We start from the raw sequence: 15506 nt of genomic DNA, 5'->3' as shown, positions 1-15506 counted from the left end.
TCCCCACAGATTATTAGCTCTCACCAATCGGGATAGACGTTTTACTTTTTGGGAATGATGAAGGAGAATTTTTTACACAAAAGTATTTTACTTATACAATTCACACATGTAAAATGATGTGTAAAGACACCTGTGTGAGGAGGACTTCTAGTGGGCAAGGTTAAAGAAATTTCGAAGCGCAAACTACTAGGTATAGCTGGGCTTGGATGGCTATTTGATGCAATGGATGTTGGAATGCTTTCATTTGTAATGGTAGCCTTGCAAAAGGATTGGGGATTAAGTACGCAAGAAATGGGCTGGATAGGCAGTATTAACTCAATCGGTATGGCAGTAGGAGCGCTTATTTTTGGGATACTATCAGATAAAATAGGGCGAAAATCAGTCTTTATTATTACATTATTATTATTTTCTATCGGTAGTGGTTTAACTGCATTAACAACAACACTTGCGATGTTTCTCGTTTTACGCTTTTTAATTGGTATGGGGCTTGGCGGAGAGCTTCCGGTTGCCTCTACACTAGTATCAGAGAGTGTTGAAGCGCATGAACGTGGGAAAATTGTTGTGTTATTAGAAAGTTTTTGGGCAGGTGGATGGCTAATTGCAGCTCTTATCTCGTATTTTGTTATTCCTAAATATGGTTGGGAAGTTGCGATGGTATTGAGTGCAGTTCCAGCATTATATGCTTTATATTTAAGATGGAATTTACCGGATTCCCCAAGGTTCCAAAAAGTTGAAAAAAGGCCATCTGTTATTGAAAATATAAAATCAGTTTGGTCTGGGGAATATCGTAAAGCAACAATTATGCTATGGATTCTATGGTTTTGTGTTGTTTTTTCCTATTATGGAATGTTCCTTTGGTTACCGAGTGTAATGGTGCTAAAAGGATTTAGTTTAATAAAAAGTTTCCAATACGTACTTATTATGACATTAGCTCAACTTCCAGGATATTTCACAGCTGCTTGGTTTATTGAACGTCTCGGTCGTAAATTTGTTTTGGTTACGTATTTAATCGGGACAGCTTGCAGTGCTTATTTGTTTGGGGTTGCGGATTCATTAACAGTATTAATCGTGGCAGGTATGTTACTATCCTTCTTTAACTTAGGTGCTTGGGGAGCATTATACGCCTATACACCTGAGCAGTATCCAACGGTTATTCGTGGTACAGGTGCAGGAATGGCAGCGGCATTTGGTCGTATTGGTGGTATTCTTGGGCCACTATTAGTGGGATATTTAGTTGCCTCAGAAGCGTCACTATCATTAATATTTACGATTTTTTGTGGATCAATTTTAATTGGTGTATTCGCTGTAATAATACTTGGACAGGAAACGAAGCAACGAGAATTAGTATAAAGTGAAAATTTAAACGTATCCCTGACCGTTTATTATCCTACACTACTCGGATCTTTATAGGCAGTTAGTGCGGGATAAAAGGGGAGAGGAAACCGAAGTGGTTTCCTTTTTTCTGTTTTTTTAGATAAATAATGGTATAGTAAGAAAAAGGGATTATTTCTTATAAAAGCGAATGTATACAACAGGACATATGGACAAAGAATTAGGTGGTTGAAGAAATGAAAATTTTACTGATTATGGAAGAGGCAGAAGAGAGAAGAGAGTTAGCTGAAAATTTCACTGAAAATATGAGAAATGTAGAATGTTTTGAAGCAAAGACAGGAACAGAATCTTTATTTATGATGAAAAAACATATACCAGACTTTGTTTTTTTAAGTTCCAAATTACTAGATGGTACTGGTTTTGAATATGCAAGTTTATTACGAGAAATAAATTGCTATACAAAATTTATTTTTGTAGGTGAAAACATAGAAGAATCTATTACAGCTTTTCGTTTCCAAGCATTTTATTATTTATTGCGACCATTTCGTGAAGAAGATTTACAATTTCTTTTATATAAAATAGGTAAAGAACAAGGTGAGAAAGCAAAGAGTTATTTGCGGAAACTACCGATAGAAAGTCAAGAGGGTATACGATATATTCTCCCAGAAGATATTGTATATGTAAGTAAAAATAAAGAAAATAAAACTGTTTCAATTTACACAACGAATAATCAGTATATTTCAACATATACACTTCAGGAATTAGAAAATAAGCTAAATGCATATGATTTTTTACGTGTACATAAAAGCTATTTAATTAATATGTCATATGTAAAAGAACTGAAACCTTATTATAATGGCACGTATAATTTGTATTTAGATAGGTATGATGAGCAACCGATTCCAGTCAGTCGTAATTATGTAAAACGCCTTCGAAATAACATTGAATTATAGTAGGTAATGAGAGTATTTTAACATGATAAACTAAAAATCCTTCATGATAGGGAGGATTCAAGTTAAATATTCAGAAAATTTAGTACAATCTCCACTAAGAAATAGTATTGGGGGAATTGTATGTGAAGACATTGAAATCGATCTTACTTTGGGGCATTATTACAGCAGTAGGAGCAGGTGCTTTTGGGGTAGTAGCTTTATCACAAGGTGAAACCATTAATGCTGTATGGCTCTTAGTAGCTGCCGTATGTGTATATGCAGTTGCTTATCGCTTTTATAGTAGATTTATAGCGAGAAAGGTTTTTAATTTAGATGATAATCGGCAAACACCAGCCCATACATTAAACGATGGGAAAGACTATGTTCCAACAAATAAGTGGGTATTGTTTGGACATCACTTTGCAGCGATTGCTGGGGCGGGACCTTTAGTAGGACCGATTTTAGCAGCACAAATGGGATATTTACCAGGAACCATTTGGATTATTGTTGGGGTAGTTGTTGCGGGGGCTGTCCAAGATTTTGTCATTTTATTTGCTTCGATGAGACGTAATGGTAAATCGTTAGGAGAAATGATTAAGGATGAGATTGGACCTGTTACAGGACTAATTGCAATGATAGGTATTTTAGGAATTATGATTATTTTATTAGCAGTATTAGCGTTAGTCGTAGTAAAGGCACTAATCGGAAGTCCTTGGGGAATGTTTACGATAGCAGCAACGATTCCTATCGCTATTTTAATGGGAGTTTATATGCGCTATATTAGGCCTGGTCGTGTTGGAGAAGGATCAGTAATTGGTATTATCCTACTTATTTTATCTCTTGTTGGAGGACAGTATGTAGCAGAAAATCCAACACTTGCAAGTATGTTCACATTTAGTGGTGAAACAATTGCTATTATGCTTATTGTATATGGATTTATCGCATCGGCATTACCAGTTTGGATGCTTTTAGCACCACGTGATTATTTAAGTACATTTTTAAAAGTCGGAACAATTGTAGGGTTAGCAATCGGTATCTTAATTGTAGCACCAGATTTACAAATGCCAGCAGTTTCGAAATTTATTGATGGAACTGGTCCTGTGTTTTCTGGAAACTTATTCCCGTTCTTATTTATTACTATTGCTTGTGGTGCAGTGTCTGGATTCCATGCTCTCGTTTCATCAGGTACGACGCCGAAGATGATCGAGCAAGAGGGACACGCACAGCCAATCGGTTATGGAGCAATGTTAATGGAGTCGTTTGTAGCAGCGATGGCGATGATTGCGGCTTGTGTATTAACACCGGGAACGTATTTTGCAATTAATAGTCCCGCAGCACTTATCGGTACAGATGTTTCGCAGGCAGCTCAAGTTATTTCCTCATGGGGATTTGCTATTACACCAAATGAACTAAAAGATCTCGCTGTAAATGTTGGAGAGCAAACAATTTTATCACGTACAGGTGGTGCGCCAACATTAGCGATAGGTATGGCATATATTTTCTCACAAGTAATAGGTGGAACGGCCATGATGGCATTTTGGTATCATTTTGCGATTCTCTTTGAAGCTCTATTCATTTTAACAACAATTGATGCCGGAACGCGTGTCGGCCGATTTATGATTCAAGATATTTTAGGGCATGTATATAAGCCATTTGGGAAAACGGATTCTACATTAGCGAATGTAATCGCTACAACATTATGTGTATTAGGGTGGGGATATTTCTTATACCAAGGGGTAATAGATCCGCTCGGTGGAATTAATACATTATGGCCACTTTTCGGTATTGCAAATCAAATGCTAGCAGGTATTGCATTATTACTTGGAACGACAATTTTGTTCAAAATGAGAAAAAAGGCGTACGTTTGGGTAACACTTATTCCAACTGTCGGGTTGCTGATTGTAACGATGACGGCGGGATATCAAAAGCTATTTCATGAAAATCCTAAAATTGGATTTCTATCGCATGCAAAGGTATTTCAGGGAGCATTAGATGAGGGAAAAGTGTTAGCGCCAGCAAAAAATGTTGCTCAAATGAAGCAAATTATTTTCAATGATTATATCGATGCAGCGCTTTGCGGAATTTTTATGATAGTTGTAATCGCTGTGTTAATTTCAGCACTTCGAATTTGGATCCAAGTATTAAGAAATAAGCCAATGCCGTTAAAAGAGGCACCATATATTCCTAGAGATGAAAGTGAGTCGAGGAACTATGCTTAAAAAGTTGTGGCAAGTATGGGGTGAAAGAAAACGCTTTATTAGTTTGCTCGTTGGGGTACCAAGTTATGAAGTATATGTGGAGCATATGAAAAAGCATCATCCTGAAGAAGAGGTTGTATGTCAAAAGCAATTTTTTGCTGAGGCACAAGAAGCAAGATTTAATGCAAAGGGTGGAAAAATATCACGCTGTTGTTAATGAAAAAGGGCGAGTTTTCGCCCTTTTTATTTTTTTGCTGTTTCACGTGGAACAGCAAAAATAAACAAAATATTTGGGAATTAAAGGTATTTCGTATACAATAAGGTGAGGAAGGGGATAGATGGAAAAGTAGGGAGATTATTTTATGTTAAGGGACTTATTTGTAAATACAACAATTATTCTTTCCTTTATTTTTATTGGAGGTCAGCTTTTAAGGGATAAGCCGTTAAAAGAAGGATTCTCTTTTGGGCAGAAATGTGTAGTAGGCATTTTTACTGGGATACTAGGTATAGTATTAATGTATTTCAGTGTTCGTGTTGGTACCATTCTATTGGATTTACGCTACTTAGCTGTTATTCTAGCTGTTATTATTGGAGGACCGATAGCGAGTACCATAACAATTGGTATGATTTTAGTAACTAGGCTGTTGTTTATGGATTATTCATTAGCTTCTCAAGTGGCTTTTTATACAATCATTGCGATAGGAATAGGGAGTATCTTTATTTCGCGCATGAAGCTTTCTTTAGGGGGAAAGTGGGTATGGTTACACACATATATTTTATCTATTCTAATCCCAGCGTTATATATATGGTTAATTAAAGAGATCCACATAGTGGGATTATATTTAATTTCTAGTATTATTACAGGTTACATAACATTCATAAGTGCAAATTATGTTTTACAATCCAATGAGTTATTTCAAAAGATGAAACAATACGCAACGATAGATGCATTGACAGGTTTAGGAAACGTAAGACAGTTTGATTTAGAGATGAATCGTCATATTAGTAATAAGAACATGAAAAATGATTCGTTTTGTTTACTACTTATAGATATTGACCACTTTAAGTATGTAAATGATACGTACGGGCATCCTGCAGGGGACGAAGTGCTAAAACAAGTAGGATGTATTTTACGAGAAACTTCACAATTTCCAGATTTGGCTTTTCGAAAGGGTGGAGAGGAGTTTGCGCTTTTGATACCGAATAAGGGATTAGCTTACGGAATTCTTACGGGCGAGCAAATTCGTACAGCTGTTGAAAGTCACTCATTTCAATTGTTAGATGAAACGAAAATAAAAATTACAGTTTCGGTGGGGGTTTCAGAATATGAAGGATCACCGGAGCAATTTATTCAAGCGGCAGATGATGCGTTATACTACTCGAAACGAAATGGTAGAAATAAGGTCAGCTCTGTATCTTAAAGATAAGATGACCAGAAGACATAAAGCTTATAAAAAACACTCACAGAGGCAATGTATGAACTTTGTGAGTGTTTTTTATTTATATATTAGACAAGTTCTTTTGATACAACAAATTTACGATATGCACCATGGTGAGTTGGACCTACGTATTCGTTAATTTTGAATGAGTAACGAATAGCAGCTGTGATGAATTCTTTAGCAGTTTTTACTGCTTCTTTCACAGGTTTTCCTTTTGCAAGTTCTGCTGTAATTGCAGCAGAATATGTGCAACCTGCGCCGTGTGTATTTGTCGTATCAATTTTTTCTGATTCTAGAAGGTCGAATGTTTCTCCATCATATAGGACGTCGATTGCAGTTTCCGTACCAAGTTTGCTACCGCCTTTAATTAGGACGTATTTCGCACCTAAAGCATGGATCTTTTTCGCTGCTTCTTTCATGTCTTCAAGAGAATTAATCTTTACGCCACTTAATTGGTAAGCTTCAAATAAGTTTGGTGTTACAACTAATGCCTTTGGAACAAGAACGTCACGTAAGCAATCATTCGTTTCAGGATGTAATGCTTCATCAGCACCTTTACATACCATAACAGGGTCAACTACTACATTTTTGAAATTGTGCTTTTCGATTGTTTCTGCAACCATTTCAATAATTTCTACTGATCCAAGCATACCTGTTTTTAAAGCGTCTACGCCAACACCTTCAATTGTTGTTTCTAATTGTGGTTTTAATGTAGAAGCTGGGATTGGAAATACGTTATGTGCCCAACCGTTATGTGGATCCATCGTTACGATTGTTGTAAGAGATGTCATTCCGTATACGCCCAGTTCTTGGAATGTTTTTAAATCTGCTTGTATACCAGCACCGCCACTTGTGTCAGAACCAGCGATAGTAAGTGCTTTATTTAATGTCATTATGAAAGCCCCCTCGAGTGATATAATGAAAACTATGTTCTCACCATTATATCAATGTTACGAATAAGTACAAAGTGAAAAGTAGATGATTTATTTTAAGAGCTATTTAAAATCTTGTATGCAGGAGACTGAGTATGTTTCGAGATAATCGTACAAATGAATTAGTTATATTAAAGGAAATTGCAGAAACATTAAATACATCAAATGATACATATCATGTATTGCAAGCTGTCCTAGAGAAATTACTAAGTGTAACAGGTTTAACGACAGGATGGATTTTTCTTGCGGATGAAAATGGGAAGTATACGAAGTTAATTGATTATCAATTACCAGAGGCACTTACATATGAAAATAAACGCCCGATGTGCGAAGGTGAATGTTGGTGTTTACGAGGTTTTGTAGATGGAAAATTAGAGAGAGCCGTTAATATTATTGAATGTAAAAGAATTAATAATGCAATTGAATATAATTGGGGGGATACGGAGGGCATTCTTCATCATGCTACGGTTCCTTTAAAAGCTGGGGGAGAAAAATTTGGGTTGTTAAATGTTGCAAGTCCGGGTAAAACACATTTTTCAGAAGAAGAATTAGTATTACTCCAATCGGTTGCCTTCCAAATTGGTACGGCTTTAAAGCGAACAAAATTATATGAAAATGAAAAGAGAAGAGCACATTATTATGTGAAATTAGAGCGTTTCATTCAAGATTTAAAAACGATTCATAAGTTTAATGTACTACCTGAAAAAGTGGTAAATCACGTAGGTGAAGTATTTCAATGGAATCAAGTAGCGCTTTTTATTAGGGAGGAAAAAGAATTATCTCTGCGAGCGTCTTACGTTCAGGAAGAGTTAAAAGAGGATATAAAAGAGGCGGCCAAGAGGGCGTTAGAACAAGATGAACCAGTTCTAATAAAACATCAAATAGGACATAATGTACATCTAAATCGAGCTGTTATTGCTACACCAATACATATTCAAAACCATATATTTGGTGTTTTATGTGTTAGCCTGAATAATGGAGAGTTTGATGCTAATACAATAGACGTAATTCAAGCATTATCGAACCATGTTTCGTTAATAATAGAGAATTTGAGGCTAAATGAGCAGCGCCGTGAACTTGTGCGAATGGAAGAAAGAAATCGGTTAGCAAGAGATTTACATGATTCTGTTTCGCAAAAATTATTTTCATTAACCTTCATGACAAAAGGCGCCGAGGCAGTTTTAAAAGGTAAAAATGAAAAGGTAGATCAATCTTTGCATGAGATGCGTGAACTTGCGCAAGGAGCTTTGAAAGAAATGAGGACATTAATTTGGCAGCTTCGTCCGGCGGGATTAGAAAAAGGATTATTGCCAGCTCTAAAGCAGTACGGTGAAAATTTGGGACTGAAAATTAGGGAGCAAGTTACGGGTGTTCGTGATTTACCTCGTGTAGTAGAAGAAGCTTTGTGGCGCATAGGCCAAGAAGCACTGAACAATGTAAGTAAGCATGCAGGTATAAAAGAAGCGACGATTTATTTTACAGTGAATGAGAAAAATGTATCATTAGAAATAGTTGATCAAGGAAAGGGATTTGTGGAAAAGAATATAAAAGAAAAGAAATCACTAGGTATGATTACGATGCGTGAAAGAGTAGAATTAGTTGGTGGAACAATTAAAATTGTAAGTAGTAATAAACGAACGAGCGTAAAAGTAAATGTACCATTATGATGTGAAAATGAGGGAAGTTTGTGAAAATAAAAGTATTGTTAGTTGATGATCATACAGTCGTTTTAAAAGGATTAGCATTTTTCTTAAGTACACAGGAAGATTTAGAGTTAGTTGGAGAAGCGAATAATGGGAAAGAAGCGTTAGTGAAAGTAGGAGAAACAACTCCCGATGTTATATTAATGGATTTATACATGCCTGAAATGGATGGTGTTGAGGCGACGGCATATATTAAAAAAGAGTATCCAAATGTGAAAGTAATTGTATTAACTAGCTTTTCTGATCAGGCGCATGTGTTACCTGCATTAAGGGCTGGAGCAAGTGGGTATATTTTAAAAGATGTAGAACCAGATCAGCTTGTTGAGGCTATTCGAAGCGCATATAAAGGTAATATTCAATTACATCCGGATATAGCAAATGCTCTTCTCTCTCAAACATTACCTGTAGAAGAAAAGGAAGAAGAACCTTCTATTCAAGTGGATGTGCTAACAGCGAGAGAAAATGAAGTATTGCAGCTATTAGCGAAAGGGATGAGCAATAAGGAAGTTGCATCTGTTTTAGTTATTACAGAAAAGACGGTTAAGGCGCATGTAAGTAGCATTTTGAGTAAGTTGAATTTATCTGATCGTACGCAAGCGGCATTATATGCAGTGAAAAATGGAATTGTATAAGACGAAAGTCGTAAGACCAAGTTCGCCTTTGGAAGGTGGACTTTTTTTATGGAAAAATACGTCTATGTGAGGACGAAATTGTCATTATATAAAGATAAAATATGTTTGTAAGCAACAAAACAACAATTACAAGGGATACCTTTTTTGAAAGCATATAACAACATAAGAGTGAGTACTAGGAGGAATAAATAATGGCAACAGTTTTATTCGTTAAAGCAAATAACCGTCCAGCGGAACAAGCAGTTAGTGTAAAATTATATGAGGCATTTTTAGCAAACTATAAAGAAGCACACCCAAATGATACAGTAGTAGAACTTGATTTATATAAAGAAGAATTACCATATGTAGGCGTAGATATGATTAATGGTACATTCAAGGTAGGTAAAGGATTTGATTTAACAGAAGAAGAGGCAAAAGCAGTAGCAGTTGCTGATAAGTATTTAAATCAATTCCTAGAAGCTGATAAAGTTGTTTTCGGCTTCCCATTATGGAACTTAACGATTCCAGCAGTATTGCACACATATATTGATTATTTAAACCGTGCTGGTAAAACGTTCAAATATACGCCAGAGGGTCCAGTTGGCCTAATCGGAGATAAGAAGATTGCATTATTAAATGCAAGAGGCGGCGTATATTCAGAAGGTCCAGCAGCTGAGGTAGAAATGGCTGTTAAATATGTAGCAAGTATGATGGGCTTCTTCGGCGCAACAAACATGGAAACAGTAGTTATTGAAGGGCATAACCAATTCCCAGATAAAGCAGAAGAAATCATTGCTGCAGGTCTTGAAGAAGCAGCTAAAGTAGCAAGTAAATTTTAATTAAAAGTATAATCGTCACTCGAAAAAACAGCATTAACATGTAAACGTTAATGCTGTTTTTTTATATTTTTAGTTCATCAGCAAGTTTTTCTAATGTATTTCGATCTTGTATATAATATGTTCGGCCTTCTTTTCTTAAATAATTTTGTTGGCAAAACTGATTTAATACATATAAAAGATGACGGTAGCTGACATTTAAATATTCCGAGGCCTCGGTATGCTTTTCTATATAACAATTATTTTGCTCTGTTAATAAAATAAAAGCAGCTAATCGATTTTCAAAAGGATAACTATAGTTTTTTGCGTAATTTTCAGTGCGAGTAATTGTCTTTTCTCCAATAAATTTACATAAGTGCTGTAAAAACGTTGCATCTTGTAATAAAAGTTGCTGACAATCTTTAAGAGGAAGTGCCAAACACACACAATCTTCTAGTACTTCAACGGACTTAGTAATATTTTCTACTCCTATTAATCCTAATTCCCCGATAAAAGATGGTGCTTGAATAAAATTAATTAATGAAACCTTCCCGTTTTTATGACTCATATATATTTTTGCCTTCCCAGAAATTAAGTAATAGAGATAAGGGAGAGTATTTCCTTCGCTACATATCATCTCTTTCGTTTGAAAAGAATGTAGCTCTACATATGGCAAGACATGAAATGAAAATAGGGTATGGAATTGATGGATTTGCATGTATTGATAAATTTCTTCCTTATTTTTGCTGATTTTCATATTTTCACCCCTATGTATAGTATGAGATATCTCCTATTATCTTTACAAGAAGGAATGATACGATTTATGTAAATTTGTTTTTGTGGAAAAGAGAGTGTGATGAGTTTATGAAAAAATATAAAACATTGCTATTTGATGTAGATGATACATTATTAGATTTCCAAAAGGCTGAAAAAGTGGCTTTACGGGTGCTTTTTGAAGAGAAGGGAATCCCTTTAACAGACGAGATAGAGGCTCGTTATAAAAAAATAAATAAAGGTCTTTGGGATGCTTTTGAAAAAGGTGAACTATCACGCAATGAAGTTGTAAATACACGATTCTCTCTGTTGTTTAAAGAGTATGGAGAAGAAGTAGACGGAATATTATTCGAAAATAATTACCGTAACTACTTAGAAGAAGGAAATCAACTCATGCAAGGTGCGTTTAAATTTATAAATCAAATTCAAGGGGAGTATGAGTTGTATATAGTGACAAATGGTGTTTCTAAGACGCAAGATAAACGTTTGCGTAATGCAGGGTTACATTCATTGTTTAAAGATGTTTTTGTTTCGGAAGATACAGGTTTTCAAAAGCCGATGAAAGAGTATTTTGATTATGTTTTTGAACGGATTCCTAACTTTGCACCTGAAGAAGGGCTGATTATTGGAGATTCATTAAGCGCGGATATGAAAGGTGGATATGTAGCGGGAATTGATACTTGTTGGTTTAATCCAGAAAGGAAATTAAATGATAGTGGGATTATACCGACATATGAAGTGCATAATTTTGAGGAGTTAGAAGCGTTATTAAAGCAGCATGTGTAATAAAAAAATAGGCAGTGGAGCTTTCATCCCCACTGCCTATTTTTATTAATTTTTATTTTCGTTATGTTTTGGCAGCGGAAAGGCATTCCCGATAGCAGCTGCACCAAGCATGGGCAATAGTAAATTAAGCGGGAAAAACATAAGTAATAGTAATGTTATAGCTATTGGCTTTCGTAACGCATAGCTTGAAATTGCTGTCGTTACGATGGCAACAGATGCTACTGGATCTATAGGAAGAATAGATGCTACAGCGTATCCGATACTTGACCCGGAAAATATAATTGGGAAGATATGTCCACCTCGCCACCCTGTGTTCAAACAAACGGCAGTAATGCACAACTTTAAAATCCCTGAAAGAAGTAGTATCCAAAAAGATAAATGGCTCCATTCAACAACTAATTCTTTTAATTGATGTTCCCCTGAAAATAATGTGTACGGAAGAAAAGTTCCCGCAATTCCTAATAAAATACCACCGATAATTCCGAGTGTCAGTTTGTATTCCCTAAAAGGGTGAATTAACTTCTCTAATGTGAATTCTAACTTGAAATAAAAGAAACCAACTATAGCACCGATACTAGCAAGTGGAAGAAATGCGATCCATTCATTGAAAGAAAGTGCACCTTCCCCGAAATCAACAATAAAGGATCCACGATTATCGAGTTTACTCAGTAGTAAATAAACAGAAAAACCTGCGAAAGTAGTAGCTAAGTATACAATCGCCTTTTTTCCTTTAGAAAAAGCAGCAATTTGTTCCCCCTCATTTTCATTTGGTGCTAAATAACCGAATAATGGTGCGTTAAAAATGACACTTAAAGTAGCTCCAATTCCGATCTCGGTTAGCTCATTCATACCCTTTAAGGCAAATTTAAAGCGATCCCCTACCCATGTGCACAGTCCGCCTATAATTCCAACTAGTGCGGCTTCTGGACCAAGACTAGCACCGAAAATTAAAACAATAATCGCTGTTAAAGTAGCCTGATGGACAAAGCGATATTCGATTCGACCAGTTTTTTTATATTCAGCCATCACTTCAGGCATAAGGCGTGGGTATGTACCGAAATGTTTTTGTGATAGACCAACAAGGACCCCGCCAATTATTGTTACGCAAAGGGTGTAATAAGAGGGAAAAGAGAGAACTTCAGGCAAGTATCCCCAAATAAAGTGGATTCCAATATTTATTGTGACTAAAAATAACCAGACTGTAGCTCCTACTATAGATCCTAGAAGAATGCCATATAGAGCAAGTATGTACTGCATATCTTTTTTATTTGTCATGTTATACCTCCGTTATGTAAATCTTAGTAGGTAAAAAAGTGAAATATACTAGTGAAAAATGGATTGAATATATATAGTATCTTTTTGAGAAGATGGCCTATTCAACATATAGGCTAACTTTAGGGGAATTTGAATTTATAGGTTAAATTACTTATTTAATTTTATAGACTGATTTGAGGTTTTTAAAGGTCTTTTTTGAAATAGACTAGAATATATTTCTTTTGTTGCTTTATATGAAACTGTTAACATTTATTTTAGAACATTCAGAAAAACTGTTTGACATTAGGAAATTATTGCTATAAAATCAACGGTAATTGCATAGTCTTATCAAGAAAAGGTGGAGGGACAGGCCCGATGAAACCTTGGCAACAGCCGTATAACGGAATTGTGCCAAATCCTGCAGGTAGTAATCCTGAGAGATAAGAAAGAGCCTTTAGAGCGTGTTTTCAAACTGCTCCTTTCTTGTTTTCAGGAAAGGGGCAGTTTTTTATTTTGTATAAAAGAAAGGAGAATGAGAGATGGGAGAATCATGGGGAAAAGGAACAATTTGTGTGCAAGGTGGCTATACGCCAAAAAATGGTGAACCACGTGTTTTACCACTTTATCAAAGTACAACATATAAATACGATACTTCAGATGATTTAGCAGCCCTATTTAACTTAGAGGCAGAAGGATATATTTATACACGTATTGGAAACCCTACTCTAGCCGCATTTGAGCAGAAGTTATCAGATTTAGAAGGCGGTGTAGGAGCTGTTGCAACGGCTTCTGGGCAAGCAGCTATTATGCTCGCAGTTTTAAATATTTGTAGTAGTGGGGATCATTTACTTTGTTCTTCAACGGTTTACGGGGGAACGTTTAATTTATTTGGAGTGAGTTTGCGTAAACTGGGCATTGATGTTACGTTCTTTAATCCAAATTTAACGGCAGATGAAATTACGGCGCTTGCTAATGACAAGACGAAACTTATCTATGCAGAATCGTTAGGAAATCCAGCGATGAATGTTTTAAATTTTAAAGAATTTTCAGCTGCTGCTAAAGAATTAGAGGTACCTTTTATCGTTGATAATACATTAGCAACTCCTTATTTATGCCAGGCGTTTGAACATGGGGCAAATATTATTGTTCATTCTACGACGAAGTATATCGATGGGCATGCGAGCTCCTTAGGCGGTATTGTAATTGACGGTGGAAACTTTGATTGGACAAATGGAAAGTATCCTGAACTTGTTGAACCAGATCCAAGTTATCACGGTGTAAGTTACGTTCAAAACTTTGGTGCAGCAGCGTATATTGTGAAAGCACGTGTTCAGCTATTAAGAGATTATGGAAATTGTATGAGCCCATTCAATGCATATATTAGCAATATTGGCTTAGAAACATTGCATTTACGAATGGAACGTCATAGTGAAAATGCTCTTGCAGTTGCTAAGTGGCTTGCTAATCATGAACGTATTGAATGGGTGAATTATCCGGGCTTAGATAGTAATGAAAATTACTCATTGGCACAACAGTACTTGAAAAAAGGTGCTAGTGGTGTTTTAACTTTCGGTATTAAAGGCGGATTAGAAGCAGCAAAAGAATTTATCGCAAATGTAAAACTAGCAACTCTTGTAACACACGTAGCTGATGCACGAACTTGCGTTATACATCCTGCTAGTACGACGCATAGACAATTAAATGCTGAAGATCAGCGTTTAGCTGGTGTTACATCTGATTTAATTCGTTTATCAGTTGGTATAGAAGATGTTTCTGATATTATTGCAGATTTGGAAGCAGCTCTAGTTGGGGGCAAAACACATGCCGATCATAATTGATAAAGATTTACCGGCTCGCAAAGTGTTACAAAAAGAAAATATTTTTGTAATGACGAAGGAGCGAGCGGAAACACAAGATATACGCGCTTTGAAAATTGCTATATTAAATTTAATGCCAACGAAGCAAGACACAGAGGCACAATTACTTCGCTTAATTGGAAACACACCGTTACAATTAGATGTTCATTTGCTTCATATGGAATCACATCTATCTCGTAATGTAACGCAAGAACATTTAACAAGCTTTTATAAAACGTTTCGTGATATTGAAAATGAAAAGTTTGATGGGCTCATTATTACAGGAGCGCCAGTGGAGACCCTTGCTTTTGAAGAGGTAGATTATTGGGAAGAGCTTAAACATATTATGGAGTATTCAAAAACGAATGTAACATCTACGCTCCATATTTGCTGGGGAGCACAGGCTGGCTTGTACTATCATTATGGTGTTCCAAAGTATCCCCTTAAGGAAAAAATGTTCGGTGTATTTGAACATGAAGTTTGCGAGCAACATGTGAAATTGTTACAAGGATTTGATGAATTGTTTTTTGCTCCGCATTCTCGTCATACAGAAGTACGAGAGAATGATATTAGAGGAGTGAAAGACTTAACATTGTTAGCAAACTCTGAAGAAGCAGGTGTTCACCTTGTTATTGGGCCAGAAGGAAGGCAAGTGTTTGCCCTTGGACATAGCGAATATAGTTGTGAGACGTTAAAACAAGAATACGAACGAGATCGTGACAAGGGATTAAATATTGATGTGCCAAAAAACTATTTTAAACATAATAATCCAGATGAAAAGCCGCTTGTTAGGTGGAGGAGTCATGGTAATTTATTGTTTTCTAATTGGTTGAATTATTACGTGTATCAAGAAACCCCTTATATATTGTAAAGA

Annotated in this window: 14 protein-coding genes and 1 riboswitch; of the genes, 11 read left to right on the top strand and 3 right to left on the bottom strand. The window is 35.9% G+C overall.

What is annotated here, in order from left to right; genetic code table 11:
* Positions 1-150: 150 nt before the first annotated feature.
* From AB6801_RS25350 to AB6801_RS25330, 5 genes are all read left to right on the top strand, one after another.
* Positions 151-1350 carry an MFS transporter gene (locus AB6801_RS25350; RefSeq protein ID WP_000521077.1) on the top strand — a complete coding sequence of 400 codons (1200 nt, stop codon included), beginning with the start codon at positions 151-153 and terminating at the stop codon, positions 1348-1350.
* A 218-nt stretch (positions 1351-1568) separates the two neighbouring features.
* Entirely contained in the window at positions 1569-2285 is a 717-nt protein-coding gene (locus AB6801_RS25345; protein WP_000698256.1) for a LytR/AlgR family response regulator transcription factor, read from the top strand.
* Between the two features lie 122 nt (positions 2286-2407).
* Positions 2408-4483, top strand: a complete 2076-nt coding sequence (cstA, locus tag AB6801_RS25340) for a carbon starvation protein CstA (RefSeq protein WP_097999223.1) — start codon at positions 2408-2410, stop codon at positions 4481-4483.
* The gene (locus tag AB6801_RS25335; protein WP_000914504.1) at positions 4476-4679 is read left to right on the top strand and encodes a YbdD/YjiX family protein; all 204 of its coding nucleotides are present in this window, start codon (positions 4476-4478) and stop codon (positions 4677-4679) included. The genes cstA and AB6801_RS25335 overlap by 8 nt, the downstream gene beginning before the upstream one ends.
* 145 nt (positions 4680-4824) lie before the next feature.
* Complete coding sequence (locus AB6801_RS25330; RefSeq protein ID WP_000942901.1) at positions 4825-5883, top strand: GGDEF domain-containing protein; 1059 nt, start codon at positions 4825-4827, stop codon at positions 5881-5883.
* Between the two features lie 86 nt (positions 5884-5969).
* Here AB6801_RS25330 and pdxK read toward each other — a convergent pair whose 3' ends face one another.
* The gene (gene pdxK / locus AB6801_RS25325; RefSeq protein WP_000174252.1) at positions 5970-6794 is read right to left on the bottom strand and encodes a pyridoxine/pyridoxal/pyridoxamine kinase; all 825 of its coding nucleotides are present in this window, start codon (positions 6792-6794) and stop codon (positions 5970-5972) included.
* Between the two features lie 134 nt (positions 6795-6928).
* Between pdxK and AB6801_RS25320 the strand changes: the two genes are divergently transcribed.
* The 3 genes from AB6801_RS25320 (at position 6929) to AB6801_RS25310 (ending at position 9986) form a co-directional block, all read left to right on the top strand.
* On the top strand, positions 6929-8500 hold the full coding sequence (locus AB6801_RS25320) for a GAF domain-containing sensor histidine kinase (protein WP_000488129.1): 1572 nt from the start codon (positions 6929-6931) through the stop codon (positions 8498-8500).
* A gap of 20 nt (positions 8501-8520) precedes the next feature.
* The gene (locus AB6801_RS25315) at positions 8521-9168 is read left to right on the top strand and encodes a response regulator (RefSeq protein ID WP_000695813.1); all 648 of its coding nucleotides are present in this window, start codon (positions 8521-8523) and stop codon (positions 9166-9168) included.
* A 191-nt stretch (positions 9169-9359) separates the two neighbouring features.
* The gene (locus AB6801_RS25310; RefSeq protein WP_000246735.1) at positions 9360-9986 is read left to right on the top strand and encodes an FMN-dependent NADH-azoreductase; all 627 of its coding nucleotides are present in this window, start codon (positions 9360-9362) and stop codon (positions 9984-9986) included.
* A gap of 61 nt (positions 9987-10047) precedes the next feature.
* On the opposite strand, the gene AB6801_RS25305 is transcribed toward AB6801_RS25310, so the two are convergent.
* Positions 10048-10719 carry a transcriptional regulator YeiL gene (locus AB6801_RS25305; RefSeq protein WP_000703332.1) on the bottom strand — a complete coding sequence of 224 codons (672 nt, stop codon included), beginning with the start codon at positions 10717-10719 and terminating at the stop codon, positions 10048-10050.
* A 107-nt stretch (positions 10720-10826) separates the two neighbouring features.
* Here AB6801_RS25305 and AB6801_RS25300 point away from each other — a divergent pair, with 107 nt between their 5' ends.
* Positions 10827-11522, top strand: coding sequence for a YjjG family noncanonical pyrimidine nucleotidase (locus AB6801_RS25300; RefSeq protein WP_000760190.1), 696 nt, complete (start codon positions 10827-10829; stop codon positions 11520-11522).
* A gap of 45 nt (positions 11523-11567) precedes the next feature.
* On the opposite strand, the gene AB6801_RS25295 is transcribed toward AB6801_RS25300, so the two are convergent.
* Positions 11568-12797, bottom strand: a complete 1230-nt coding sequence (locus AB6801_RS25295; protein ID WP_000182464.1) for a chloride channel protein — start codon at positions 12795-12797, stop codon at positions 11568-11570.
* Positions 12798-13118: 321 nt separating this feature from the next.
* Positions 13119-13223, top strand: a riboswitch (SAM riboswitch).
* 92 nt (positions 13224-13315) lie between these two features.
* Here AB6801_RS25295 and AB6801_RS25290 point away from each other — a divergent pair.
* On the top strand, positions 13316-14614 hold the full coding sequence (locus AB6801_RS25290; protein ID WP_000504780.1) for a bifunctional O-acetylhomoserine aminocarboxypropyltransferase/cysteine synthase: 1299 nt from the start codon (positions 13316-13318) through the stop codon (positions 14612-14614).
* Positions 14598-15503, top strand: coding sequence for a homoserine O-acetyltransferase MetA (metA, locus tag AB6801_RS25285; RefSeq protein WP_001121538.1), 906 nt, complete (start codon positions 14598-14600; stop codon positions 15501-15503). Before AB6801_RS25290 ends, metA begins: the two co-directional genes overlap by 17 nt.
* The last annotated feature ends 3 nt before the right edge of the window (positions 15504-15506 follow it).

The sequence above is a fragment of the Bacillus sp. RCC_6_1 genome (assembly GCF_041360755.1).
GTDB lineage: Bacteria > Bacillota > Bacilli > Bacillales > Bacillaceae_G > Bacillus_A > Bacillus_A cereus.
The sequence above is the reverse complement of the archived record's forward strand: the minus strand, read 5'-3'. Positions and strand labels throughout refer to the sequence as shown.

What these genes read in the sequence shown, in the direction of transcription:
- AB6801_RS25345 (WP_000698256.1), top strand. Translation starts at nt 1,569, where the DNA reads ATGAAAATTTTACTGATTATGGAAGAGGCAGAAGAGAGAAGAGAGTTA.
- AB6801_RS25335 (WP_000914504.1), top strand. Translation starts at nt 4,476, where the DNA reads ATGCTTAAAAAGTTGTGGCAAGTATGGGGTGAAAGAAAACGCTTTATT.
- AB6801_RS25330 (WP_000942901.1), top strand. Translation starts at nt 4,825, where the DNA reads ATGTTAAGGGACTTATTTGTAAATACAACAATTATTCTTTCCTTTATT.
- pdxK (WP_000174252.1), bottom strand. Translation starts at nt 6,794, where the DNA reads ATGACATTAAATAAAGCACTTACTATCGCTGGTTCTGACACAAGTGGC.
- AB6801_RS25320 (WP_000488129.1), top strand. Translation starts at nt 6,929, where the DNA reads ATGTTTCGAGATAATCGTACAAATGAATTAGTTATATTAAAGGAAATT.
- AB6801_RS25310 (WP_000246735.1), top strand. Translation starts at nt 9,360, where the DNA reads ATGGCAACAGTTTTATTCGTTAAAGCAAATAACCGTCCAGCGGAACAA.
- AB6801_RS25305 (WP_000703332.1), bottom strand. Translation starts at nt 10,719, where the DNA reads ATGAAAATCAGCAAAAATAAGGAAGAAATTTATCAATACATGCAAATC.
- AB6801_RS25300 (WP_000760190.1), top strand. Translation starts at nt 10,827, where the DNA reads ATGAAAAAATATAAAACATTGCTATTTGATGTAGATGATACATTATTA.
- AB6801_RS25295 (WP_000182464.1), bottom strand. Translation starts at nt 12,797, where the DNA reads ATGACAAATAAAAAAGATATGCAGTACATACTTGCTCTATATGGCATT.
- AB6801_RS25290 (WP_000504780.1), top strand. Translation starts at nt 13,316, where the DNA reads ATGGGAGAATCATGGGGAAAAGGAACAATTTGTGTGCAAGGTGGCTAT.
- metA (WP_001121538.1), top strand. Translation starts at nt 14,598, where the DNA reads ATGCCGATCATAATTGATAAAGATTTACCGGCTCGCAAAGTGTTACAA.